Genomic DNA, 23,914 nt, shown 5'->3' with positions numbered 1-23,914 from the left:
CGCCAGCGTTCAATCTGAGCCATGATCAAACTCTTCAGTTAAAATCATTAGTAGCTTATGGCTACAAATCTTGGCTCATCAATTTTCTGACAAATATTTCTCAAATAAACTTCGAGTAATTTTTACCATCAATCAATGAAATATTTTCGATCGATCAATCAGTAAAAATCCACACAAGTTGTTCTTCATAATCTCTTAATGATCTTCTTGCTGATTCGTCATCAGCAAGCTAGGTCGGCTATACTACTCTCTTCCCAGAGAAAGTCAACTGGTTTTGTTAATTATTTTTAAACTTATTCAAGACTTCCAGATTCTACCGCTTGGGCTAAATCCTTGTTTCTCAACAAGTTTTAATCAACATCACCGCCGATGGATGTGCATTCTACAGTATTTCACACCCAACACAACCCCCTTTCTTCAATTATTTATAAAAAAACTCCCACTTGTTTATTTATTCAGCAAAATGACGATTTTTTCTTATTTTTTGAGTGAAAAGGGAACAATTTCTCCAATTTCATTTCGATTTTTTTCTTGCGATTTTTTTTCTTGCCACTTTAATGCACGACAATCCACATATTCACAATAACCACTTTCGCCCTGTTCCTCATAATTATCCATTTTGAGTTGATATTTAAAGCTACCTACATAACCCGCAGCCAAACCAAATTTAAAATCACCACGACTTTGAGCGTAAAGATGAATGTGATGTCCCTGCTCATCTTGATAGTGCCATTCAAACTCTCGCGGTAAATACATTTTTTGCCCATTGGGAGTTTTCACAGCAGGATAAACACGATGAACTTGAAAGCGCACCATCCGATCAAACATATGGGTTTGTTGTTTTTGCAAATCACGTATATAGATACGTGACTGCACAATTCGATTAAACGAATCTCGAATTTGTTCTAACAATAACTGACGCTGATCCACCAGATTAATGACTTGATATGTGAAAAAGGCCAAGGGTAAATAACTAAAGTCGATACTGCGCGCGTATTCAAAAGCCCCTAACTGGTCAATGTCATAGCACTGCTCTTTATATTTAACTTCTCCCTGACATCGACACAATACAGACCAATGCTCGGCAAGCCCAAAACGCAATTTGGTGAAATGTGAAATCAGTGGTGTTGTTGTTATTTCAATCTCAAAACTCAATTCTGTGTCTTTTCTTTGAATTTGAAATTTTGGGAATGCCCCCATGAGCTGTTCTTTATTGGCAAATTTAAATGTTTTTTCTTGAAATGAACATTCAGCAGAAATTGAATAGCGGTTCAGTTGCCCTGCCATATGTGGACTACTACTGGCCAATACGGTAGCGGTATCTAATGGTGTAGTTCTGATTGCACTGTTGTTCCGAAACATGGGCGTATTGGGCTGACCAATCATGCTCAAAAAATTTAAGTAATGTAGTGGTGCAGGAAGATTAGGAATGGTTAAAGCTTGATGAATAATTTTATATTTTTTATTGGGCGGATGATAAGCAGGGAGTGACCGTGAAGGAGCCTGATTAAGTTGTTTAGACTGATCGAGAAAATCTTGAAACAACCACATATCATACTCCTTCTACATATCATTAACTCATGATGGACTTTGCTGACGTCGTGCTAAAAATGTAGTAATAAAGCCAGATAATGCATAAATCAAGGAAATGACTAAAATACCCACAGGAATATTGTAAGTCATTGCAGCAAAAATAAAGACCGCGATAGGAAGGACAAAAAATGGTACTCGCTTACGATCTACCGTTTTAAATGAATAATATTTAATATTCGAAATCATGAGAAGCCCCACAGACACAATCACTGCTGCGCTGATGGCTTGAATACCCCGCTCACGAATATCAAAAATTTCTGGGAAGTCGAGCCCAACCCAAACCAATGAAATAATAATAATGGCAGCAAGAGGACTAGCTACACCTATAAAGTAACGCTTATCAACCACGCCGATTTGCACATTAAAACGTGCTAAACGAAATGCAGCACAGGCGGTGTAGACAAAACAACACGCCAAACCAATGCGCCCGAGCGAATCCAAACTCCAGCTATACATCAAAATAGCGGGTGCAACACCGAACGCCAATAGATCAGATAAAGAATCATACTGCTCACCAAAAGCACTCTGCGCACCAATGGCTCGTGCAACGCGGCCGTCCAAGCCATCCAACAACGCTGCCAAGAAAATGGCATAAATCGCTTGCTGGAAGTTGCCATTCATACTGGCAATAATGGAATAAAAGCCTGACAACAACGCGGCCGTTGTAATCAGGTTCGGCCACAAATAAATACCTCGACGTTTTACTTTTTGACCTTCCTGTGTGTGCTCTTCTTCTTCCACCTCGAAAGTAATCCCATCAAAAGTAGGCGTACTGCGGGGTGAAGATTCGCTTTCAGGTTTATTTATATTTGTCATTCTCTGTCGATCCTAATGTAGCCTTTTCTCTTATTAGTCTATCTTTATTCGCCAACTAACCAACGAACAGCAGCATGACCACCATTTTCACTCATACGCAAATGTGGGAATAACCATTGTAGCGCTTCATCTGCATCTTCAGAAAACTTCCAAGGTGGGTTAATCACCAACAGACCACAGCCGTTTAAGCCCACTGGGGTATCATCTGGCCAAACACATACTTCACAGATCAACTGACGGCGAATACCGGTTTTAATCATTTTCTTTTCAAAACGGTCAATCATGGCGCGGTCTTTGATTGGATACCAAATTGCAAACACACCCGTTGGCCATTTTTTATATGCAGTCGCTATGAGATCAACCAATTGAGGGAAATCTTTACGCTCCACTTCGTAAGGTGGATCAATCATCACTAATCCGCGTTTTTCTTTGGGTGGAATAACGCCAAATAACCCTTCATACGCATCGCGCTCATGTAAGCCTGCGCGTTTGTCACGAACGTTGTAATACAACTGTTGGAATACATCACGCTGCATTTCAAAAATGGTGGCTTTATCGATTTCGCGCATGCCTTCCAGTGCAAACCACGGCGAACCCGGATAAGCGCCTTTACCTGAACCTTCACGCATTTTTTCAACAATTTTTAAATACTGCTGAACACCTTCAGGCGCATTACGCTTAATCGAGTCATCAAGTTTTACTAAACGGTGAATACCATTTAAGAATTCACCCGACTTTTGTGCTTCTGAAGTCGATAAATCATATTTACCAGCACCGCCATGCGTATCAATATAACGATACGGTTTATCTTTTTGATTGAGGCGAGTCAAAATCTGAAGCAAAAGGACATGCTTCATGACATCTGCAAAGTTACCTGCATGGAAGTGGTGACGGTAATTCATGTTTCTATCATTCCTAAAATCAATGAGTATTTTAGCATGAAAAATAGTTTCGTTCAGATTGCTTTCATACACTAGAATAACCGTGGCTTTTCTTTGTCTTTTTTAGGTTAATGTAATGGAAGCAGTTCTTCTCCCAAAGTCTTGGAATGTTGATCAAATCCTAGATGATTTAGATCAACATGGTTTTGCCATCATTGATGACGCCTATTCTAATGCCTATGTACATCAACTCATTGAAGAATGTACTTCGAACTTAAACCGCTTTCGTGAAGCCGCTATTCAAAACGGTGTCATCAGCAAGATCCGTAGTGATCACATTTTATGGCTCAATCCCGAGCTCGTTATTTCCAATCATCATGTTCAAGCCCTTTATAGTTTGGGTCAAGAACTAAATCGTGCTTTTTATCTCGGTATTCGAGACGTCGAAGCACATTTTGCTTGCTATAACGCTGGCGAGTTTTATGCCCTGCACCGTGATAACCCTCAAGGCAAAAATGGCCGCATGATTTCTACGGTTTATTATTTACACGAAGACTGGCAAGACGGTTGGGGCGGTGAACTTCATCTGCAAGATAAAAATGACATTTGGCATGTGCTACATCCCAAACCGAATCGTATTGCATTGTTTCAAAGTGACTTACTGCATGAGGTTTTAGAAGCCAAGCATCAACGTTTATCGATTACTGGATGGTTACGGAGTGACAGTACAATCCTATGATTCAAGCAAAAAGACTTTAAATTGTAAGAAGTATCCTCATATACTGAACATCAATTGATGAGGATGTAACCGATGCGTGCCAGCAGTCAACAAATTATTCAGCGTATTGGTGAAACAGATCAACTCTACCTACAAGGCAATAGCCCTGAATTAGCCCTTGAGCGTGCTGATTTGCGCTTACAGTTGGTCACATTGAGCCAACTGCGCCAAGAGCAAGTCCACTTTTTACAAGAAGCGGTGGTATTACTTGAGCAAGGTCGAATTGAGTTTGAGGAAATGCCTCTGTCTTTGTACCTCAATTTGTCTTTGCACCTTGCAAAGGCTTATATGCTGTACTTTGAAATCACCAAAGAAGATCGCTTTGCGTTGATTACACAGCAAATTTTAAAACCGCTGACCAGCTATGGTCAGGGCGATATTTACCTGTTTTTGGCCTATGCTTCGGTCAGTCGAAAAGAGTCAGCATTGGCACGACACTGGCTTGGCAAATATGCGAAAAGCACCGAGTTTGATTTCGTTTTACTGCGTGAACATGCCGCTTTTATTGACCTTCATCAAGAAGATTGGTTTATCAAGCTGATGCAAAGTAAATTGCACTAAAATCTACAAATAAAAAAACGCCTGAAATCAGGCGTTTTTTTATGGGTCAATTCCAGTATTCAAATGGCGGCGACATAAAATTAATTTAGGCAGTTTGAAGTTTATAAGCATCGAGGTGTAGCTGTTGATTGAGTTCATCAACCATAATCGCCCAATCATCATCTTGAACCAAATGACTGATTAATAGCGCACGTTGTGCGGAATTCCAAAACGGTGCATCGTGTAAAGATTGATGAGCAGGAAGTTGATGCGTACGAATATATAACTCGATGGCAGCCGCACTATTGGCGAGTCCCAGTTGCGAAAATAAAAGCTCTAAGGATGGTTTATGTTGACTGAGCATCTCGGCCTCCTTATCAATACTATTGTCAATTATTATTGAATTAACTTATATGTATTTTCTAAAAAAACCTAGTCATAAAACTAGGTTTGTTGTTTCAATTTGTGATTATAAATGACACGATCCTGAAAGCGTATGTTCTGTATGCAATTGTTCATTTAACAGGTCGACCACCATTGCCCATTCATCATCTTTTTTCCAATTACTGATAATGAAGTCATGCTGTGCTTTTGACCAAAAGGGTGCTTTATGCAATGGAACATCTGAAGTAAGTTGGTGTGTTTCAATAAACTGATCGATTGCTTCCGCACTCGCATCAAGCCCCAATTGTTCAAATAAAAGTTCTAAAGTCGGTTGTTGGTCAAACATCATTGTTCTCCTCAAGCCCTGATCATGCCCTTTTAGAATAAACCTTTGGCCATCTATGCTCAGTTGTATCTACATCACAGCATGTTATTTTTTGTTCAATAAACACCCCATATAAAAAAGCACCCCAAATGGAGTGCTTTTTCAAAACAGATCTTAAACCGATCGGTTTTAATTATTTAAGCATGTCAGCAATTGCTGCGCGCTCTTCTTCAAGCTCTTGAAGAGTTTTGTCCATACGCTCACGGCTGAACGCATCGATTTCTAGGCCTTCAACACGTGTGTATTCGCCATTTTCGCAAGTTACAGGAACACCGTACATTACGCCTTCAGGAATACCATAAGAACCGTCAGAAGGAATACCCATCGTTACCCATTCGCCATTTGTGCCAAGAGCCCAATCACGCATATGGTCGATAGCAGCGTTCGCAGCTGAAGCAGCTGAAGACAAACCACGCGCTTCGATAATCGCAGCACCACGTTTACCAACAGTTGGAAGGAATACATTCGCGTTCCAGTCAGCATCGTTGATTTTGTCTTTTAAGCTTTCGCCGTTTACAGTTGCAAAACGGTAGTCAGCATACATCGTTGGAGAGTGGTTACCCCAAACAGTCATGTTTTTGATGTCTGCTACAGCAACACCCGCTTTTTGAGCAATTTGAGTCAACGCACGGTTGTGGTCAAGACGTAACATTGCTGTGAAGTTTTTCGCTGGAAGATCTGGAGCAGATTTCATTGCGATGTAAGCATTTGTATTTGCAGGGTTACCTACAACAAGTACTTTAACGTCACGGCTAGCAACTTCGTTTAGTGCTTGACCTTGACCGATGAAGATTTCACCGTTCACTTTCAATAAGTCAGCACGTTCCATACCAGGACCACGTGGACGTGAACCAACCAATAACGCGTAGTCAGCATCTTTAAATGCAACTTTTGGATCATCAGTACCGATCATGCCAGCCAATAATGGGAAAGCACAGTCGTCTAATTCCATCATTACGCCTTTAAGCGCAGCTTGAGCTTTCTCAAAAGGAACTTCTAACAATTGCAGAATAACTGGTTGGTCTTTACCTAACATTTCGCCACTAGCGATACGGAATAATAGGCTATAACCGATTTGACCAGCAGCGCCAGTAACGGCAACGCGAACAGGTTGCTTCATGTACTTATCTCCATTTGAGGAACGTTATATGATTAAATAGCTGTTCTATCTAATCTTAATAATCATAAACGGCAAAGATTGTACTCCAATACTTTGGCAGATGCATGTAAAAGAGAATGAATTCCAACAAAAGTATGATAGGAAATATAAATTAATTTAAGGAAAGAGATTAGTAAGAACCCTTGATCGCAAAAGAATTTGGGCAGTTTTCTTGTATATTCTCTGCACAACCTTTGTACTGACCATTGGGTTTATAACAGACCTTGACTTCGGTCAAAATATTGGTTTGACGGTGAGTACGGCAGCTAAAACGCAGCCCGCTTGCAGGCAGTCCAGGATTCAAACGTTGGAACTGTCCACGTAAGCTATGCAGTTGCGCGGTTTTATTTTCAGATGAAGTCAAATCTGCGGGAATTTTTAAACGTTCTGCATAATTAATCACGTTACGAAAATATTGACTGGCACTCATCGGCACACAACCACCTATCTCTGCCCACAACTGGCGACGTGCATGCTCATCGGGCATCACCCTAGCCACCACTTTAGTTTGAAGCGGAGACAATACAGCTGAAGACTTGGTCTGACACTCTCGTGTCGTAGTTTCAGGGTATAAGCCTGTGATATTGAGTGAATAGCCTTCCAAACATTTCCGTTTCTTTGAGCCTTGACTATCGAACAAACACACGGCGGGTGTCATTTGAACTTCCATCACATAGCCAAACACGGTCGGTGTTGCATGGGCTGATGTCGCAAAAAATCCCATAGCAATGCAGCTGCTGATCAATAGCAAAAGCTTTTGCGTTAAGACTGATTGGGATGACATCAAAACCATAAAATGCCTAGGCCTTTATCATTGACTTCTAAAAGGAATATTTTGCATGCGCTGAGTAATGGACTGCGGTCCTTGGCCAAGCAGCACACCATAATGGGTCGCATTACTCATGACATGCTTGACGTAATCGCGTGTTTCAGTCAGAGGAATACTTTCTGTGTATTGATCCGCCGCAATCGGCTGACTTTCAGGCTGCCAACGGCGCGCACGATTTGGCCCTGCGTTATAACCTGCTGTGGCAAGTACAGGACTGTTGCTTAATTGGCTTTGAATCATGGACAAGTAGAATGTGCCATAACGTACATTGGTATTCATATCACTCAGTGCAGCAGGATTATAGGTTTCACCCATTTGTCTAGCGACCAGTTTTGCCGTATCTGGCATGATTTGCATCAAACCACCTGCCCCGACATGCGAACGTGCATGGGTAACAAATCGGCTTTCTTGGCGCATTAACCCATACGCCCATGCAGGATCTATGCCTGCATTGCGACTATGGCTGACCACATAGCTTTGATGCGGCATGGCATAACGATAACTGTAGTTATGCTGCTTGACGGTTCGATCGGCTGCATAGATCGCGCGGTCATACCATCCCATTTCTGTGGCACGTTTGGCAGCAGCCAAAATTAAGCCATCATCTTGTTTTAAATAAGCTTGTCGAACAGCCCAATTCCATTCACGGTTGACATAATTGTCTGGCGCATTGACGTTGCGCAGTGCAAAAGCACGGCTAAAGTGAATATCTTGACTCAAACGCTGCGCATCCGCATTGCTCGGTTGGGTATTGGCTGGAATCGTTTGATAACGCTGACCAATACGATCTTTTGCCAATAAGTTATGATAATCGTCACCTACTGACAATTTTTTGAAGATCTCGCGCGCCAGTGCTTTTGACTTTGCATCACCACGTTGTTCTGAAGCACGGGCTAACCAATATTGCCAGCGGTCTTCTTGTTTTTGCGTCACACTCATGCCATCAATGGCACGAATGACACTCTCCCATGCGCCGAAACGAATGGCTTGGCGTGCATAGATTTCAGCTTCTTCTTCACTCAGTGGTAAACCGTAGCTCCGATCGAAGGCTTGCAACACTTCCACATTAAAATTGTTTTTCATAACGGTTGTGCCACCGATATACCCCACAGCGCGATACAACGCTTTTTGCACCGACTCAGGTGTTCCTTCTGCAGCACGCTTGACCGACGCCAGTGCAGTATTTAGATCACTGTCGGCTAAACGGCCAATGGCATAAATTAAATACGCTTGATCTGCCGCCGACGCTTTCGGTGCGGACCAGAGATAGTTCAGTGGATCGGCTTGAATGCTATTCAGTTGTGCCAAAGACAGATTCATGCCAATGGTTTGTGCGGTTGCAATCGCTTGACCTGACTGCCCTGCACGTAGCTGTGCCCATAAACGTTGTTGTTTGTCTTGTTCCGTCATCAGTGGACTAGACAACATCATGCGCCCTAGCCCCGTACAAGACTCAGGCTGTGAATTGGTCGTGAGCCAAACATCTTTATATTCAGCAAAAACCAAAGGGTCGCCAGACTTGGCACGGACTTGTGCTATAGCACAGCTTTCTGCGCGATCTGCATTGGACACATAGGCCAATACTGGCTGCGCGGAAGCAAAGTCGGCCATTTTGACTTTTTCTTCAATGTAATCTGCTGCTAACTTCTCAGCCATGGCAGATTGCGGATAGCGCTGTGTAAAATTGACAATGTTCGCCGCAGGTTGCAACGCCAAATTACTGTTAAGTACCCAATATTCAGGATAATAGCCCAGCACATCACCCTGCATACTGCTTTGATATTGTTGTAATAAACCAACATTGCCAGCATTTGCTGCACGCAAGGCATTATTAAACTGTTCATCTGCGGCATGTGTCGCTGCAGATAGACCTAAGGCAGCCACACCCAACGCAAACACTTGATAATATTTATTCTGTAATCGTTTTAACATGGGTTTGCCTTCAGTCATCTTTGGATTGCCTAGTCTCGTCTCATCATTTTCATTAGTTTAATAACTCATAACAGACTCTATTGTTCTCTTATGTAACCTTATGATTAGACAATATTAATTTTCCTGCATTTTCGCTTCACAAATCAATCTTTTTAGCTTCAGATTTAAAGCTATAAGTTTATTCAGATTTCCTGCTAAAATATGCGCCTTTCGTAGATTTCACATGGTGTTTGATCGCCCCTTTTTGTCGCCAGCCAAGCTCTGCTTTCGCCGCCACAGATACCGATCAGACACAAAAACCTAGATTTATCCCCCTTAGGAGCCTACATGACGGTTCAAACCTTCATTCCAAATGGTGCCCAAGCTGCCTCAGAAAACACTGTTACCCAGCCACAGCACACCCCAGCCATCGATGGATCAGTTAAAAAACTGTATATCGAAACGCAAGGGTGTCAGATGAATGAGTATGACAGTCACCGTATGGCAGACTTACTTGGCGACTCGCACGGTTATGTGCTGACCCAAGATCCGAAAGAAGCCGATATTCTACTGATGAATACCTGCTCGATTCGTGAAAAAGCCCAAGAAAAAGTGTTCTCTGAATTGGGTCGCTGGCGCAAGCTGAAAGACAAAAATCCAGACCTGATCATTGGTGTCGGTGGTTGTGTGGCCTCTCAAGAAGGTGACAACATTCAAAAACGTGCCAACTATGTCGACATGATTTTCGGCCCACAGACCTTGCACCGTTTGCCACAAATGCTGGATCAGCACTTTGATCAAATCGAAAAACCCAAGAAAGAAAAAATCAAATTGGTGGATATTTCTTTCCCAGACATTGAAAAATTCGACTTTTTACCTGAACCGCGTGTAGAAGGTTACAAGGCTTTTGTTTCAATTATGGAAGGTTGTTCAAAATATTGTTCATTCTGTGTGGTGCCCTACACCCGTGGTGAAGAAGTTTCTCGCCCACTAGATGACGTTTTAGCTGAAATTGCGACTTTAGCCGAAAAAGGTGTCCGTGAGATTTCTTTATTGGGTCAAAACGTCAATGGTTACCGTGGTGAAACGTTTGAAGGCAATATCTGTACTTTTGCAGACTTATTACGTCTGGTTGCAGAAATTCCTGGTATTGGGCGTTTACGCTACACCACCTCACATCCACTTGAGTTTAATGATGACTTGATTGAATGTTACCGTGACCTACCGCAAATGGTGTCGCATCTACATTTGCCCGTGCAAAGCGGCTCAAACGATGTATTGCAAGCCATGAAGCGTAACCACACCATTGATGTGTATATCGACAAAATTGCCAAATTACGTAAAGTTCGTCCAGATATGCATTTATCCAGTGACTTTATCATTGGCTTCCCGGGTGAAACCGATGCGCACTTTGAAGAAACCTATCAATTCATCAAAGATATGGACTTCGACCATTCCTACAGTTTTGTCTATTCAAAACGTCCGGGTACACCTGCGTCCGATCTTGAAGACACCACCTCTGAAGAGGTGAAAAAAGAGCGTCTCAGTAAAGTTCAAAAATGGATCAAACGCTCAAGTATTGACAAGACCGATGCCATGCTCGGCACGATTCAACGCGTTTTGGTCGAAAAGGTTTCTGACAAAGATCCAAACTTACTGATTGGCACGGCGGATAACACTCGTTATGTGAGTTTTATTGGTGATGCAGCATGGGTCGGACGTTTCGCTGAAATCGAAGTGACAGAGATTAAAACTTTGAATTTTGTTTATGGTGAACTCTTGAATCTTGAGCCTGACGTGGCGTAATGTAAGGGAATAGATTCTGACTACTTAAAGGAATTCTCTTGACTGCAGCGATTCGACGTACAGTAACTTTTCCTGGGGTTTCAATAGAACGTTTAAAGAGCATGCTCGGTGCTTATAACGGTCATTTGAAACAAATCGAACAGCGTTTAGATGTCACTATTTCCCATCGAGGTGATGCATTTTATGTCGATGGTGAAATGGATGCAGTTGAGAGAGCCGAAGGTCTGCTCCATCGCCTGCATGAAGAAGCAGAAAATACGTCACAAATCAGTGCCGACACCTTACACCTCATGATTCAAGGCAGTCAGACTGACCGTGAATTGCAAGAAGACCTCGACGGGCAAGAGCACACTGGTTTAGATGAAGTGTGGCTCCAAACCCGTAAAGGTCGTATCAATCCACGCGGTGCCAACCAAAAGCGTTATGTGCAGCGTATTCTACAAAGTGATATTTCTTTTGGTATTGGGCCTGCGGGTACAGGTAAAACCTATCTCGCAGTTGCAGCCGCAGTCGACATGCTAGAACGCAACGAAATTCAACGGATCTTATTGGTTCGTCCTGCCGTTGAAGCGGGTGAAAAACTCGGCTTTCTACCCGGTGATTTAAGCCAGAAAATCGACCCCTATTTGCGCCCACTCTACGACGCCTTGTATGAAATGCTTGGTTTTGAAAAAGTAGCCAAACTGATTGAACGTCAGGTGATTGAAGTCGCACCACTGGCGTATATGCGTGGTCGAACTTTAAACCACTCTTTCGTGATTTTAGACGAAGCGCAAAACACCACGCCTGAACAAATGAAAATGTTTCTCACACGCTTAGGCTTTGGTTCGCGCGCAGTGATTACTGGCGATATCACACAGGTCGACTTACCGCGTGGTCAGCAATCTGGTCTGGCGCATGCTTTACGAATCATCGACAAAATCAAAGAAATTCACATTACCCGCTTCCACTCTCGTGATGTGGTACGCCACCAATTAGTGCAAAAAATTGTTGAAGCTTATGAGGGATGGGATGCAGAACAACATCGCTTAACGGCTGAAGCTCGTGCTGAACGCAAAGCGCGTCAAGAGGCCTTAGTGGCTGAAAATGATGCCGCTGCCGATGCTCAGCATTAAGTTAAAGTCTGCGGGCATTTTAAAATGCCCGCAGATATCATTATTTAAGGATCTATTTTGAAACTGAGTCTTTCTCTACAACAGGACTTTCAAGCACCTGAGTTGGTCTTGAAACGTGGCTATATCAAAAAAGTTGTAGAAACTGTTTTACGTCATATTGGTACACAAAGTAACTGTGAAGTTGGTATTGCTTGTGTCGACCATAACGAAAGTCATAAATTGAATTTGGAATATCGCGGCAAAGATAAATCAACCAATGTATTGTCTTTCCCGAGCGACTTACCCGATGAAATGGCGCAAATCCTTGACTCATTTCCCATTGGCGATTTGGTCATTTGCATTCCTGTGGTGCTGTTGGAAGCGAAAGAACAAAACAAAGCGCCACTGACGCATTTCACTCATATGCTGATCCATGGCACTTTGCACCTTATGGGCTATGACCATGAAACATCAGAAGCAGATGCTGAAGAAATGGAAGGCATCGAAATTGAAATTTTGGCTAAACTCGGTTTTGAAAACCCTTATTTAGAATAGTAACTACTAGATTTGAAACAACTTACCCGATTCATTTCGATGTATCGGGTTTATTTATGCTAAAAATAAAGCAAGATGAAAAAATAGATAAAGAGATTATAAAAATGCATACACCAATTTCAAAACTACTCTGCATGATCGCCCTATCCTGCACTACCTCGCTTTATGCCAAGAGCAATGATCAAAATCAAACATCCTGTCAAGAAGTGAAGTTTCAAGACACTGCTCAGGCGTGGGCTGGACATTATTATTTGCAGGGTGTTATGGAGGTCGGTTCCGAGCTTTTACTAGAGACCAACGGTAAATTTAAATGGTACTTAGCTGTCGGCTCTTTAGATCAATATGCTGAGGGGACATGGTGGAAAAATGGCAACTGCATTGGTTTAAAGGCACTGCCGAAATATAGCAAGCATTTAGAAATCTTTCCTAGCCGCCTAGATGTGGAAGAGTCTCATTTAATTGTGACTTGGATCGGTGGACGTCAAGACGCTGCCTATGTACGCGCAACCCAATAAACCGAAGTAAGTAAAATTATTAAAGTACACTTAAAAGTGAACAGCTCAGTGCACTTCAAACTCTGCCTCTGCTGGGTCAAAACGCCATGTACGTACAATGCGTAACTCAGAAATATCCTTCATTTTGGTATCAAATCCACCGAATGGTGCAGCCTTACGCACCGAGGCTTTTGCAGCCTCATCGAGCATTTCATGGCCTGAACTATCAATCAGGCGAATGGCGCGGATACCTCCTGATGCATTTAGAATCACCATTAAACGCACTTCACCCGCCAGCCGCTGCTGTTTAGCAGCTTCTGGATAGTAACGGTTGCCATAAAATTCCACTTTCTGACGGAACTTTTCAAGATAGGCGGCCGAAATATCTTGCTTGGCTTGAATACCATCGACTGTTTTAATTTTTTGCTGACGGCTAAAGTTTTGTTGGCGTTGTAAATATTGCGCTTCAAGGCTGGCCACCATTGCTGCTTTGGCTTGAAACTGACTGTTCATTTCTTCCATGGCTTTTTTGCGCTGGTTATCCTCAGCTTGTTTTTGCCAACTCAAAGTCGTCATTAACAGTTTTTCTTCAAAATTCAGCTCACGTTTTTGTTGGATCTGTTCTAAAGTTTCACGCTGCTGTTCGCCTGTACTTTGCTCAAGCATCGGTGCGGGCATGTCACTCGACATGCGATGTGACTCACGAAAGGTCCCTGAACCTTGTTGATCGGCTTGCGCTAAAAAATCTGCATTTTCAATTTTTTGATCAGAAGGACGCAAGGTAACGGCAATTTCTTTCACTGCCGCATCATTTTCTTGAGGCATCGCAAACTGCAAAGTCAAAATCACGAGATGCAAAAATACCGCCAGTACGACAGTCGCTGTAAAAATTGGGTCTTTCCACCAATCATGAGCCAAAGGCATTACATTTATTTTTCTAAGCATCACACCAAACCGACAATTTGTCTTGTTCCCCAAAGCGCAGGCGCGCAGTATAAAATAGACACAGTCTTCATTTTATTGCGTAGAATGAGACCTTGTGCCATTTAGATTCACTGTTTCATAAAATCATGAAAATGGTGCAATTAATTTTGCTAAACTGCAAGGTTCATGAGCAGTATTTTTCAAACATTTCGATCAGAGATCTGATCGCTCAAACACGTTGATTCGCTAGGATGCCTTTATATGCAAACGCTTATTTCCAACATTTCAAATCGTTTACGCCAAGTTTATCAAAAGGCGGAAGGATTTATTGAGGATGAGCGTGAGTTTCCAATGTCTCAAGTCTTTTTAAATGCCACTTTTCAACGTTTTGTGACCGACAACGTGAGAATGTTGAAAGACCTGCATGCCGACTTACATGATGATTGGTTACGTTTATATGCCACGCTCGACTATAACGGACTCAAACTCACGCTTTCGGTAGATTTGAAGCTGGCACAAATGGAATTAAATAAAAAAACGCAGTTGATCGTATTTGAGCAAATCAGTGACACCAGTGTGCTGGATGCTGAATACCCAACGGTATTTCATAAAATGGGTGTGCGCTGTGCCCTATTCTTTTATCAAAAAGTCCTGAACCAAGACCCCTTAGGCATGATTTTAGAAAAACTAAATGTGATTAAAGTCAAAGATGATCTACTGCATTTGGATCTGAATCGTTGGTTAGGAAAAAATCGTTCTATTATCGATACCTTAGGTAAGGTCCATGTCAATCATGCCGTATTGCGTGAAGCAGAATTGGTGGTGATCGGTAATGTCAACTTAACGGCCTTGTTCAATAAGTTTTCGCAAACCTCTATCGATGACTTGATTGAACCCAATCTAGACGAAAGCACGGTCTCGCCAATTCGACAAAAATAACTCGGGATGCTACGACTAAAATGTGACTTAAGGTGGGTAAAAGAAACATAAAACTACAGTTTGCCCTATGTTTCGAATTTTTTCTTCATAATCAACGTGCATAATATTTCTATGCAAAAAATTTGTGCCTACAACTGAATAGGAAACTTTTTCTTATGGCTAAATCAATGTTGAAAACAGTCGCAATGGCAACAGGTGTCAGCACCTTGCTCTTTGTCGGTTTCTCAAGTCAAACCTTTGCCATGAGTCCATTCCAAGCCAGTTATCAATTTAACTATAATGGCAAAAACATGGGCTCAGCGTCACGTACGTTATCGAAATCGGGCAACAACTGGAACTATGTCTTTGCAGCCAAAGCTGGTGGTATCGCCTCTGCAACCGAAAGCAGTCGCTTTAGTTTTAATGGTAAGCAAATTCAGTCCAGCAGTTTTAGCCGTAGCAGTAAAATTTTGGTGCATAACAACACCATGAGTATTAACTTCAATCCAGCTGCAAAAACCATCAATACCAAGAAGGACAAAGAAGCACGTTCTTTCGCTTGGAAAGCCGGCGTACTGGATGAACTGAATGCTGAATTACAACTTCGGGAAGACATCAAAAATGGCGGTTTAAAATCGACTTATTATTTGGCCGATGCCAAAGAAGTGGAAGCACGTAAATTTGTGAAGCAAGGTTCTGAATCAATCAAAACCGATTATGGCACCTTTGACACCATTAAAGTGGTCATGAAACATGACAAACCTGGTCGCGAAACTATTTTCTGGTTAGCACCTAAATTGGACTATCTTCCAGTCAAAGTCAGCCATGTGGATAAGAAAACATCCTATGGATTGCTATTAACGGGTTATAAAGGTGCAAGCAATTAGTCATTTTGACGAATTTTACTTGCATTTTTTCAGGTGCTTCCTAAAATACGCTTTTGCTTGAAAAGCACCTGCCCCTAGAGGATTCTCCCGTGTACGCACTAGAACAGAAAATCTTAAGCGAAGGTATCGTTCTATCTGATGAAGTTCTGAAAGTTGATGCTTTCTTAAACCACCAAATTGATCCGGTTATGATGCAATTAATCGGTAAAGAATTTGCTGCTCGTTTTAAAGATGCAGGCATCACTAAAATCATCACGATTGAAGCATCAGGTATCGCACCTGCAATCATGGCAGGTTTAGAACTGGGCGTGCCCGTTATTTTTGCGCGTAAATACCAATCTTTAACCTTAAAAGATGACCTTTACCGCTCAAAAGTCTTTTCGTTTACCAAGCAAACGGAAAGCACGATTGCAATTTCAAATAAGCACATCAGTTCAGCTGACAAAGCCCTCGTGATTGATGACTTCTTGGCCAATGGTCAAGCAGCATTGGGTCTGATTGACTTAATTCACCAAGCGAAAGCAGAAGTTGTTGGTGTCGGTATTGTGATTGAAAAATCATTCCAACCTGGCCGTGACATTTTGCTTGAAAAAGGCTACCGCGTTGAATCTTTGGCACGCGTAAAGTCATTGGCAAATGGTACTGTTGAATTTGTTCGTGACTAATCACGGCGTTTAACTTCAAAAAAGAGCACTTCAGGTGCTCTTTTTTTTGTCACTCAGATGACCCGCGGGTCATCACATGTAAATGCCACATTTGCTCTGTAGGTTATTTTTAATTTAAAGTAAAAATATATCGTTTTTTTACATTAAAGTTGGAGAAATGCGATTTATATAGCATGATCAAATCTAAAAGGTAATGTCCACTTTCTAAGAGCAAAACAAACAAAGACTAAATTGGATACTATTTTATAGAGATACCGAATTGAATGATAAACAAGAATCAATTAACTGAACGATCATTTACCCCCAAGCCAATTATCTGGCTTTGATGGCGCGCACTCCATCCAACTCCCTGTAGACTTCATTCACGACTTGAGTAAAGCAGACTCCTTGCAAGCTGTTCTAGATACCATTGCTTACTGGATTTCTCACGTGTTTGATGCGGATCGGGCCAGTATTACCTTGCAAGATACTGAAGAATATCTCAAGCTGTATTCGATCTCAGGTAATCATGCGATTCCGATGGATTTTAAAATTCCGATTGGGCAGACTTTTGTCGGACGAGTCTTTGCCCAGTCTCAACTGATCATTTGCGATGACCTCGCTCAGTCGGATGAGCTGGATTGTAAAATGCTTTCCGAGCATGGCATGGGCACCTGTATGGATGCGCCCATGATTCACAATGGCGTGTGTATTGGCACCTTAAATGTGGCAGATCAACGTAAACATCACTACACCCTACAACAAGCGATTCTTTTACAGAGTCTCGCCACTTGGTTAGCTTTAAACATTAAACTGCATTTACAAGTGCAAGAAATGGCTGTCTTAGCGTCTACAGATGAACTCACAGGAACCTTTAACCGTCGAGTATTTGTGCAAGAAAGTAATCAAACCATGCAGCACTTCAGCCATACTCGCGTGCCATTTACGATAGGTATCTTAGATATTGATCACTTTAAACAGCTGAATGACTGTTATGGGCATACCGCAGGTGACCATGTGCTGAAAAAGATGACCAAAAAAATCCGCAGCGTACTGCGTGACGAAGACTTTCTAGCCCGTATTGGCGGTGAGGAATTTGCGATTATTTTACCCGCCTGCTTGGGTGATGAAGCTATGCGGGTCTTTAAACGCATCTGTTCAACAATTGAGGCGATGGAAGTACATTATGAGCAAGAAGTGCTATGTTTCACCGTCAGTATAGGGGTTGCTGAAGTCGGCAAACATGATGCAGATGCAGAGGATGTTTTTAAACGCGCAGATAAAGCCTTGTACTGTGCCAAACAAGCAGGACGAAACCGAATTCACTTTGCCAACTAAACTGTATTTAAAAACACAGCATAAAGTACTCAAGAAATTACAAGTTTAATAAATATTATTGCCGCAAGTTCAACTAAGATTTACTCTAGATTCAGTTGTTTAGATCTTTCAAATTTAAGCTCAAAACACGGTTGTTCTGCGCAACGTGTCATCCACACCGTAAAACGGCTGCCAGCTTCAATCACTGGTCACCCGAATAGGCCAATAGACTATGGAAAATACAATTCTCTGCCCAAAATGTGGCTCTAGTGATGTTGAAAAACGCAATCACGAGCAACAACTGACTAAAATTGGGGGCGTATTGCTCAGTTCGGCAGGTGCAACCGCTGGTACCGTCGGTGGTGCAGCATCTGGAGCCTCTATTGGTGCAGCGATCGGTGCAGCGGCTGGACCTCTTGGGGTGATTATGGGTGGTACCATTGGCACTTTTGTCGGTGCAGTCAGTATTGGTGTAACAGGCGGGTTTTTAGGACATCGTTTTGGTAAAAAAGCGGGTGTGATTGTCGATAAAAATGTCTTTCTTGACTATAAATGTCTCAAGTGCGGTACAAAGTTCAAAGAACAGCATCTGACGCCAGCCCAATAATAAAAAGCCCATCCTTGATGGGCTTTTTTCATGTCTCAATGTTCTAGGCTTGTAGTTTCTTCACAACTTCCCCAAGACGCTTACCTTGAGCTTCGCACAGCACTTTTTCATCTTGGCTTAAGTGCTGATCATGTCGAGGCCCGCTGACATGGCTCGCGCCATACGGTGTTCCACCTGTTTTAGTATGTGACAATGCGGGAATGGCATTGTTCAACCCTAAAATCATCATGCCATGATGAAACAATGGTGGCAGCATAGTCAATAAAGTACTTTCTTGGCCACCATGCATCGAACCTGACGAAGTAAACACACAAGCCGGCTTGCCATGCAAAGCTCCATTGAGCCAAAGACTGGTGGTCTGGTCGAGGAAATATTTCATTTCAGAGGCCATGTTACCAAAGCGGGTTGGTGAGCCTAGCGCCAAACCTGCACAGTTTGCCAAGTCCTCTAAACTACAATAAATATCGCCTTCTGCAGGAATACTCGGCTCTGCTTCCTTCACCACAGCCGCAATATTCGGCACCGTTCGAATTTTAACTGCAACACCACTGGCTTCAATTCCATTTGCAATCAGATGCGCCATTTCACGGGTACTGCCATATTTGCTGTAATATAAAACTAAAACATAGGTTTGCATGAATAGAGTTCGGTGACAGAAAAAATAAAACTATACGGTATTTTTCCTATTTTTTGGTTAAGCTTAGGGTGAAAAATGTAGAAAAGATGAAGAAAACAAAAGAGATACTTTGCCTATGTTAGAACAGTACTTAAGAAGACTTCCTTTCTATGAGAAAACTTGGTTTCAGTTCGTTTTATTTGTACTGCGCCGCTTTGAGGCCGATCGATGTCGTGAACAAGCAGGTTCACTGACCTATACGACCCTGTTTGCCGTCGTTCCAATGCTGACCGTTTTTTTGGTGATCATTTCCTCAATCAAAGCGCTTGAACCTGCACGACAGCAATTACAACAACTGATCTATAGTAATTTTTTACCGAAAACCACGATTGCTTTTGACAAGGCCTTAAATGCGTTTACCGATAAATCCAGTAATTTAACCATTATCGGGATCTTATTTTTATTCGTCACTACCGTCATGATGCTAACCAGTATTGAAACGGTCTTTAATCGAATTTGGCGCGTTCGTGAGACTCGCGGCGGCATTATTGGCTTTATGCGCTATTGGACCATTATTTCTTTGGGCCCCATTCTACTCGGTAGTGCCTTTGTCATTTCGTCGACGATGGCTTCCCTCAATGTTCTGAGCAATAATTTTGCAGGCTATGAGCTTGATGGCGCATTTGTCCTGTGGCTGATTTCATTTTGCTTAACCGTTGTTGGCTTTTTTATCCTGAATTGGACCATTCCAAACCGCAGCGTCCCGATTAAATCGGCTTTGATTGCAGGTTTATTTAGTGCCGTCGTGTTTGAACTTCTGAAAAATTTGTTCGGCTTCGTTATGTCGAACTTCACCAGTTATGAAATTATCTATGGTGCATTTGCCGCGATTCCCATTTTCCTGTTATGGATTTTTCTGTCGTGGAATATTGTCCTGATTGGGGTCGAAATTAGTTATGCCCTGACCGCCTTTACCTCCCATAAAGAGCAAAAACGGCACCCTGTCATTATGCTACTAGATTTGCTGGAGCTGTTTTATAAAAAGCAGCAACAAGGACTCAGTATCTCTGATGATGAAGCTTTAGATGTATTAGGGCGGGATGAATTGGGGCGTTGGCCGAGTTACGTGTTTATGCTTGAACAACAAAACTTAGTCAAACGTACCGATGACAACCAATATGTGCTGGTACGCAATTTATCTCAAGTCGATTTTTGGAGTTTTTACAGCAAACTTCCTTACCCTTTACCAAAGCGTAAAGATTTGGGTAATGTCCATCCGGATGATGTCTGGATGCAAAAAATTGGCCCAGCGTTAGTAGAATCGGATGATTACTTGGCGGCCAAACTCGCTATTCCGCTGTCTACAATTTTTGATGATAAATCTTAAGCCTTCATATTAAAAAACGTGTCTATGACACGTTTTTTATATGTTGAATCAAAGCAATTTAAGTTCAACCTTCACCCTGAATTTAAGGTAGATTCAAGCCGACTCAGTATTTACTGCAAAGCCATTCTAAATGCCTGCACATACTGCTTAATTTTGTGATGCAAACTCACCACCGTCACCCCCATCAACACAAAGCATGTTCCTACCAAAAAGTTGAGTTCCAGCTGTTCATTGAGTAACACCACACCAAAACACATCCCGAAGATTGGAGTCAGAAAAGAAAAGACTCCCAACTGGGATGCCAAATATTTTTTCAACAGCCAAAACCAAATCAGATAACTGGCAAATGACACGACAATGGTATGGAAAAGCAAACTTGTAACGGATAATACAGACCAGTGAATCGTCGCTTGTCCCATGAAGAAAGCCACAGTCAATAACACTAAAAATGCGATAAAGAGCTGATAAAACAAAGTTTGGGTCGCAGGTGCTTCTGCTAGTTTAGTCAACCGCACTGCAATGGTTGTGGCTGCCCACAATACCCCTGCCAAAAGTGCTAAAGCATCACCCCAAAGTGCAGAACTTGCAGCCGCTTGTGAGCCTGCAGGACGAAATAAAAATGCAATCACAATCCCAAAAAATGCACATGCAATGCCCAACCACTGAATGAGCGATAAACGTTCAGAAGGCAACTTCCAGTGCAAACCCAATGCTACAAAAAAAGAGCGCGCCACTCAAACAATTACCGACCAATGATCATATTGATAAATTATTGTGGATCAGCTTTCGCGAAGACCCCGCGCAGTCGGTTTATCCTGTGCATGGACATGCATGGGGGGAATTTGTATACGCCTTTAATGGTGTGATGGAAGTGAATATTAACCAGATTGACTACCTTACCCCACCACCTTATGGCATTTGGCTCCCACCCAATGTGGCTCATAGCAGCTTAAATCGCACCGATGTCTCGCATGGCACCTTGTATATCCATGAAAGCTTATGCACCCATCTACCTCAGCAAGCGGGTATTATGCTCAGCTCACCTTTGGTCTCGGCACTATTCAAACATTTGAGACAATCTAGTCTGCCAGATGATGCACCTGAACATATGCGCTTACTCTATGTTTTGCTTGATCAGTTACATCATGCAGAATTGGTCAGCAGCTATTTACCACACTCTGAACACCCGACCCTGAAAAGCATTTTAGATTTTTTACATCTGCACCCTGCGGATAACAGTTCTTTGCAACAACTGGCGGTACAGCACAATATGACTGAACGCACACTGGCACGTTATAGCCAAAAAGAACTTGGCATGTCCTTGAATGAATGGCGACAGCGCTTAAAAGTCATGAAAGCCATGAGCATGCTGACAGAGGGAAAAAAGGTCGAAAGTATCGCGCTGGATTTGGGCTATGCCAATGCATCGGCCTTTATTAATATGTTTAAACGCTGGATGGTATATACCCCCGATCAGTTCCGTAAACTGTACCATAGCCACCAATAACGCTAAAAAAAGATCACCGAAGTGATCTTTTTGAATGATGGGGTTTGAAAGCCTGTGAATTAAGCTTGAACAAAGGTATTCCAAGAATAATCTTGGTTTTTCCCTTTTAGAGTCATTTTCAACTGTTCACCCGCCTGTAGTGCAGCTACCCCAGCAGGTGTACCTGTCATGACTACATCGCCCGCTTCCAAAGTGAAGACTTGGCTAATGTCGGCCAACAAGGTGCCAATGTCAAAAATTAAGTGTGCAGTGTTGCCCGCTTGGCGCAGCTCATCATTGACATGAAAACTGTAATGCACATCATCCCAGTCCTGTACCACATCGGAAACAGCAACCCAGTCTGCCAGTACACACGAACCATCAAAGGCTTTGGCACGTTCCCAAGGCTGGCCTTTGGTTTTCAAATCATCTTGTAAGTCACGTAAAGTTAAGTCCAAACCTAAAGTCACAGCTCCCACTGCTTGCAGAGCTTGAGCTGGATCGGTTGCTTTGCTTAGGCGATGGTCAATGCGTAAAACCAGTTCACATTCATAATGGCAGCTGCCCCATGCAGGATTCCAAGAGATGCCCGCATCTAAACTGAGCAAACTGCTCGGTGGTTTGATAAATAAAACCGGACGATCAGGAACCGCATTGCCTAATTCTTTGGCATGGTCTGCATAACTACGACCGACACAGACAATTTTAGATGGACGTGTACTCATGATCTTCCTCTGATTTTTTGATGGTGTTATGGAGCAAAATGCTTATTTTTTGAAAGTATTTTCAAATTTTGCTTGATCCGCACTATCGACCAACGCACGCTTAGGTACAATCACCACAGTACGGTTTTTCAGCTCAAGCATATAGGTCAACTTGCCACTGGCAAACTTTTGCACTTCATTATAATGGACCACTTGCTTGCGACCATTGGCATAAATTTCCGCATAATCTTGGTATAAATCGATACCTTGCTCACTTTTACCAAACTGATATTTCACAAATTGGCGCTTAAACATCATCGGCAGGAACCAATAGCGCATGAGAATTTGTAAAACCAAGAAAAATATACCCAATACCACATAGTAGCGACCGACGCCTGAAAAGCCGAGCATAAAGCCCCACACAATAATCCCGACACTAATCAACGGCGTGATAAACCGCGTCATTTGCTTTTTACCAAAGGTCGCTAAGGCAAAACCATCTTGGGACTCTTCTAAAGTGAGGAAATAACGTGTCGATAATGCAGGCTTGTTCTCTGACATAGGGTCATATCAAATAGCTAAAAATATTGAGCTCAATACTACAACACAATCGATCATTTTTTTAGGACTTTAGCAGATCGATGTTGATTAGTGGAGATCCACTTAAGCCGAGGCCATACTGATATCAGAACCGCATGATAAAACTGAGATGCAAAAAACAACTGAATAACTACGGCAAAAAATCCATCCCTGCTATGAATTTCTAATGAACAGAAAATGCAGGCACAAAAAAACCGCAACATTTGCGGTTGATTGTTCAAGTTGGTGCGCTCAGAGAGATTCGAACTCCCGACCCCTTAGTTCGTAGCCAAGTGCTCTATCCAGCTGAGCTATGAGCGCGACGTCTTGATGGGGTGCATTGTATATGGTTTATTTCATTTTGATAAGTCATTTTGTAGTAACAAACCATCAAATGTTTATTAATCGTACATAAATCAGATTAAGTCGCTAAAAAATATATAAATAATTACAACATTCACTCAATACATTAAAAATTAGTGCAAATTCATAAACAGGGCGAATTCAAACATGAGGTGCGACAGTTTGAAAAGTCTTATGATAATCAACAAGCTGAGCAAATTTCTCTAATGGTGTAAGCCAATCTAACGCTTTTCTAGGACGAGTATTCAGTGACATGG

At 42.2% G+C, this 23,914-nt stretch carries 25 protein-coding genes, 1 tRNA gene and 2 pseudogenes; 13 read left to right on the top strand and 15 right to left on the bottom strand.

Translation table 11 applies throughout. The features are described from left to right. Positions 1-477: 477 nt before the first annotated feature. The 3 genes from HYI04_RS15305 to HYI04_RS15295 are packed head-to-tail and all read right to left on the bottom strand — an operon-like array spanning position 478 to position 3,311. Entirely contained in the window at positions 478-1,551 is a 1,074-nt protein-coding gene (locus tag HYI04_RS15305; protein ID WP_178896348.1) for a DUF6670 family protein, read from the bottom strand. Positions 1,552-1,578: 27 nt separating this feature from the next. Then, positions 1,579-2,409, bottom strand: a complete 831-nt coding sequence (gene pssA, locus HYI04_RS15300) for a CDP-diacylglycerol--serine O-phosphatidyltransferase (protein WP_058870331.1) — start codon at positions 2,407-2,409, stop codon at positions 1,579-1,581. Positions 2,410-2,453: 44 nt separating this feature from the next. Then, a complete protein-coding gene (locus tag HYI04_RS15295) occupies positions 2,454-3,311 on the bottom strand; it encodes a 23S rRNA (adenine(2030)-N(6))-methyltransferase RlmJ (RefSeq protein ID WP_004691214.1) in 858 nt (285 codons plus the stop codon). A 115-nt stretch (positions 3,312-3,426) separates the two neighbouring features. On the opposite strand from HYI04_RS15295, the gene HYI04_RS15290 reads away from it, so the two are divergent. Together HYI04_RS15290 and HYI04_RS15285 are read left to right on the top strand one after the other, a co-directional pair. Continuing rightward, a complete protein-coding gene (locus HYI04_RS15290; RefSeq protein ID WP_178896347.1) occupies positions 3,427-4,029 on the top strand; it encodes a 2OG-Fe(II) oxygenase in 603 nt (200 codons plus the stop codon). A gap of 72 nt (positions 4,030-4,101) precedes the next feature. Continuing rightward, positions 4,102-4,629, top strand: coding sequence for a hypothetical protein (locus tag HYI04_RS15285; protein WP_004977826.1), 528 nt, complete (start codon positions 4,102-4,104; stop codon positions 4,627-4,629). A gap of 85 nt (positions 4,630-4,714) precedes the next feature. On the opposite strand, the gene HYI04_RS15280 is transcribed toward HYI04_RS15285, so the two are convergent. From HYI04_RS15280 to HYI04_RS15260, 5 genes are all read right to left on the bottom strand, one after another. Beyond that, positions 4,715-4,972 carry a DUF2789 family protein gene (locus HYI04_RS15280; protein ID WP_004691219.1) on the bottom strand — a complete coding sequence of 86 codons (258 nt, stop codon included), beginning with the start codon at positions 4,970-4,972 and terminating at the stop codon, positions 4,715-4,717. Between the two features lie 105 nt (positions 4,973-5,077). After that, positions 5,078-5,338: a DUF2789 family protein gene (locus HYI04_RS15275; protein WP_004691222.1), complete on the bottom strand. Its 261-nt coding sequence runs from the start codon at positions 5,336-5,338 to the stop codon at positions 5,078-5,080. Positions 5,339-5,510: 172 nt separating this feature from the next. Then, a complete protein-coding gene (locus HYI04_RS15270; protein WP_004691225.1) occupies positions 5,511-6,497 on the bottom strand; it encodes a malate dehydrogenase in 987 nt (328 codons plus the stop codon). 169 nt (positions 6,498-6,666) lie between these two features. Next, the gene (locus HYI04_RS15265; protein WP_372239180.1) at positions 6,667-7,260 is read right to left on the bottom strand and encodes a ribonuclease I; all 594 of its coding nucleotides are present in this window, start codon (positions 7,258-7,260) and stop codon (positions 6,667-6,669) included. An 87-nt stretch (positions 7,261-7,347) separates the two neighbouring features. Next, a complete protein-coding gene (locus tag HYI04_RS15260) occupies positions 7,348-9,315 on the bottom strand; it encodes a lytic transglycosylase domain-containing protein (RefSeq protein WP_256733018.1) in 1,968 nt (655 codons plus the stop codon). Positions 9,316-9,624: 309 nt separating this feature from the next. Here HYI04_RS15260 and miaB point away from each other — a divergent pair, with 309 nt between their 5' ends. From miaB to HYI04_RS15240, 4 genes are all read left to right on the top strand, one after another. Then, the gene (miaB, locus tag HYI04_RS15255; protein WP_010327568.1) at positions 9,625-11,082 is read left to right on the top strand and encodes a tRNA (N6-isopentenyl adenosine(37)-C2)-methylthiotransferase MiaB; all 1,458 of its coding nucleotides are present in this window, start codon (positions 9,625-9,627) and stop codon (positions 11,080-11,082) included. A gap of 38 nt (positions 11,083-11,120) precedes the next feature. Beyond that, the gene (locus HYI04_RS15250; protein WP_178896346.1) at positions 11,121-12,197 is read left to right on the top strand and encodes a PhoH family protein; all 1,077 of its coding nucleotides are present in this window, start codon (positions 11,121-11,123) and stop codon (positions 12,195-12,197) included. Positions 12,198-12,254: 57 nt separating this feature from the next. Continuing rightward, positions 12,255-12,731 (top strand): rRNA maturation RNase YbeY, encoded by a 477-nt coding sequence (gene ybeY, locus HYI04_RS15245; RefSeq protein ID WP_178896345.1) that lies wholly within the window; start codon positions 12,255-12,257, stop codon positions 12,729-12,731. A 104-nt stretch (positions 12,732-12,835) separates the two neighbouring features. Beyond that, positions 12,836-13,246, top strand: a complete 411-nt coding sequence (locus HYI04_RS15240; RefSeq protein WP_178896344.1) for a hypothetical protein — start codon at positions 12,836-12,838, stop codon at positions 13,244-13,246. Between the two features lie 45 nt (positions 13,247-13,291). Here the strand turns inward: HYI04_RS15240 and HYI04_RS15235 are convergent, their stop codons facing one another. Next, entirely contained in the window at positions 13,292-14,149 is an 858-nt protein-coding gene (locus tag HYI04_RS15235; protein WP_178896343.1) for an energy transducer TonB, read from the bottom strand. Positions 14,150-14,410: 261 nt separating this feature from the next. On the opposite strand from HYI04_RS15235, the gene HYI04_RS15230 reads away from it, so the two are divergent. From HYI04_RS15230 to HYI04_RS15210, 5 genes are all read left to right on the top strand, one after another. Next, positions 14,411-15,088: a hypothetical protein gene (locus HYI04_RS15230; protein WP_004977854.1), complete on the top strand. Its 678-nt coding sequence runs from the start codon at positions 14,411-14,413 to the stop codon at positions 15,086-15,088. Positions 15,089-15,243: 155 nt separating this feature from the next. After that, entirely contained in the window at positions 15,244-15,954 is a 711-nt protein-coding gene (locus HYI04_RS15225; protein WP_078389870.1) for a DUF3108 domain-containing protein, read from the top strand. A gap of 89 nt (positions 15,955-16,043) precedes the next feature. Beyond that, positions 16,044-16,619 (top strand): xanthine phosphoribosyltransferase, encoded by a 576-nt coding sequence (locus tag HYI04_RS15220; protein WP_004691243.1) that lies wholly within the window; start codon positions 16,044-16,046, stop codon positions 16,617-16,619. Between the two features lie 387 nt (positions 16,620-17,006). Continuing rightward, the gene (locus HYI04_RS15215) at positions 17,007-17,936 is read left to right on the top strand and encodes a sensor domain-containing diguanylate cyclase (protein ID WP_178896342.1); all 930 of its coding nucleotides are present in this window, start codon (positions 17,007-17,009) and stop codon (positions 17,934-17,936) included. Between the two features lie 211 nt (positions 17,937-18,147). Then, positions 18,148-18,522, top strand: coding sequence for a hypothetical protein (locus HYI04_RS15210; protein ID WP_148825454.1), 375 nt, complete (start codon positions 18,148-18,150; stop codon positions 18,520-18,522). Positions 18,523-18,565: 43 nt separating this feature from the next. Here HYI04_RS15210 and wrbA read toward each other — a convergent pair whose 3' ends face one another. Further along, the gene (gene wrbA, locus HYI04_RS15205) at positions 18,566-19,159 is read right to left on the bottom strand and encodes an NAD(P)H:quinone oxidoreductase (protein WP_148825453.1); all 594 of its coding nucleotides are present in this window, start codon (positions 19,157-19,159) and stop codon (positions 18,566-18,568) included. A 115-nt stretch (positions 19,160-19,274) separates the two neighbouring features. Between wrbA and HYI04_RS15200 the strand changes: the two genes are divergently transcribed. Beyond that, the gene (locus tag HYI04_RS15200; RefSeq protein WP_062032475.1) at positions 19,275-20,525 is read left to right on the top strand and encodes a YihY family inner membrane protein; all 1,251 of its coding nucleotides are present in this window, start codon (positions 19,275-19,277) and stop codon (positions 20,523-20,525) included. Positions 20,526-20,635: 110 nt separating this feature from the next. Here the strand turns inward: HYI04_RS15200 and HYI04_RS15195 are convergent. Beyond that, a pseudogene (locus HYI04_RS15195) lies at positions 20,636-21,244 on the bottom strand (DMT family transporter); the annotation flags it as partial. Here HYI04_RS15195 and HYI04_RS15190 point away from each other — a divergent pair. Beyond that, positions 21,235-22,032, top strand: coding sequence for a helix-turn-helix domain-containing protein (locus tag HYI04_RS15190; RefSeq protein ID WP_178896341.1), 798 nt, complete (start codon positions 21,235-21,237; stop codon positions 22,030-22,032). The pseudogene HYI04_RS15195 and the gene HYI04_RS15190 overlap by 10 nt on opposite strands. 59 nt (positions 22,033-22,091) lie before the next feature. On the opposite strand, the gene HYI04_RS15185 is transcribed toward HYI04_RS15190, so the two are convergent. The 4 genes and pseudogenes from HYI04_RS15185 to HYI04_RS15170 form a co-directional block, all read right to left on the bottom strand. Next, positions 22,092-22,736 (bottom strand): fumarylacetoacetate hydrolase family protein, encoded by a 645-nt coding sequence (locus tag HYI04_RS15185; protein WP_148825450.1) that lies wholly within the window; start codon positions 22,734-22,736, stop codon positions 22,092-22,094. 42 nt (positions 22,737-22,778) lie between these two features. Beyond that, positions 22,779-23,276, bottom strand: a complete 498-nt coding sequence (locus HYI04_RS15180; protein WP_148825449.1) for a YcxB family protein — start codon at positions 23,274-23,276, stop codon at positions 22,779-22,781. A 262-nt stretch (positions 23,277-23,538) separates the two neighbouring features. Continuing rightward, positions 23,539-23,615: transfer RNA gene (locus HYI04_RS15175), tRNA-Arg, on the bottom strand. Between the two features lie 183 nt (positions 23,616-23,798). Further along, positions 23,799-23,914, bottom strand: a pseudogene (locus HYI04_RS15170) (IS30 family transposase); the annotation flags it as partial.

This window comes from Acinetobacter sp. SwsAc2 (assembly GCF_013391465.1).
Taxonomy (GTDB): domain Bacteria; phylum Pseudomonadota; class Gammaproteobacteria; order Pseudomonadales; family Moraxellaceae; genus Acinetobacter; species Acinetobacter johnsonii.
Note: the sequence above shows the minus strand (reverse complement) of the source record. Positions and strands in the feature narration are given on the sequence as shown.

Excerpts from the sequence above, each read along its gene's own strand:
- wrbA (WP_148825453.1), bottom strand. The coding sequence starts at position 19,159 with ATGCAAACCTATGTTTTAGTTTTATATTACAGCAAATATGGCAGTACC.
- miaB (WP_010327568.1), top strand. The coding sequence starts at position 9,625 with ATGACGGTTCAAACCTTCATTCCAAATGGTGCCCAAGCTGCCTCAGAA.
- HYI04_RS15240 (WP_178896344.1), top strand. The coding sequence starts at position 12,836 with ATGCATACACCAATTTCAAAACTACTCTGCATGATCGCCCTATCCTGC.
- HYI04_RS15210 (WP_148825454.1), top strand. The coding sequence starts at position 18,148 with ATGGAAAATACAATTCTCTGCCCAAAATGTGGCTCTAGTGATGTTGAA.
- HYI04_RS15270 (WP_004691225.1), bottom strand. The coding sequence starts at position 6,497 with ATGAAGCAACCTGTTCGCGTTGCCGTTACTGGCGCTGCTGGTCAAATC.
- HYI04_RS15275 (WP_004691222.1), bottom strand. The coding sequence starts at position 5,338 with ATGTTTGACCAACAACCGACTTTAGAACTTTTATTTGAACAATTGGGG.
- HYI04_RS15235 (WP_178896343.1), bottom strand. The coding sequence starts at position 14,149 with ATGCCTTTGGCTCATGATTGGTGGAAAGACCCAATTTTTACAGCGACT.
- HYI04_RS15305 (WP_178896348.1), bottom strand. The coding sequence starts at position 1,551 with ATGTGGTTGTTTCAAGATTTTCTCGATCAGTCTAAACAACTTAATCAG.
- HYI04_RS15185 (WP_148825450.1), bottom strand. The coding sequence starts at position 22,736 with ATGAGTACACGTCCATCTAAAATTGTCTGTGTCGGTCGTAGTTATGCA.
- HYI04_RS15295 (WP_004691214.1), bottom strand. The coding sequence starts at position 3,311 with ATGAATTACCGTCACCACTTCCATGCAGGTAACTTTGCAGATGTCATG.
- HYI04_RS15190 (WP_178896341.1), top strand. The coding sequence starts at position 21,235 with ATGCTACAAAAAAAGAGCGCGCCACTCAAACAATTACCGACCAATGAT.
- HYI04_RS15280 (WP_004691219.1), bottom strand. The coding sequence starts at position 4,972 with ATGCTCAGTCAACATAAACCATCCTTAGAGCTTTTATTTTCGCAACTG.
- HYI04_RS15265 (WP_372239180.1), bottom strand. The coding sequence starts at position 7,260 with ATGGGATTTTTTGCGACATCAGCCCATGCAACACCGACCGTGTTTGGC.
- HYI04_RS15260 (WP_256733018.1), bottom strand. The coding sequence starts at position 9,315 with ATGACTGAAGGCAAACCCATGTTAAAACGATTACAGAATAAATATTAT.
- HYI04_RS15285 (WP_004977826.1), top strand. The coding sequence starts at position 4,102 with ATGCGTGCCAGCAGTCAACAAATTATTCAGCGTATTGGTGAAACAGAT.
- HYI04_RS15290 (WP_178896347.1), top strand. The coding sequence starts at position 3,427 with ATGGAAGCAGTTCTTCTCCCAAAGTCTTGGAATGTTGATCAAATCCTA.
- HYI04_RS15230 (WP_004977854.1), top strand. The coding sequence starts at position 14,411 with ATGCAAACGCTTATTTCCAACATTTCAAATCGTTTACGCCAAGTTTAT.
- HYI04_RS15180 (WP_148825449.1), bottom strand. The coding sequence starts at position 23,276 with ATGTCAGAGAACAAGCCTGCATTATCGACACGTTATTTCCTCACTTTA.
- pssA (WP_058870331.1), bottom strand. The coding sequence starts at position 2,409 with ATGACAAATATAAATAAACCTGAAAGCGAATCTTCACCCCGCAGTACG.
- HYI04_RS15200 (WP_062032475.1), top strand. The coding sequence starts at position 19,275 with ATGTTAGAACAGTACTTAAGAAGACTTCCTTTCTATGAGAAAACTTGG.
- HYI04_RS15225 (WP_078389870.1), top strand. The coding sequence starts at position 15,244 with ATGGCTAAATCAATGTTGAAAACAGTCGCAATGGCAACAGGTGTCAGC.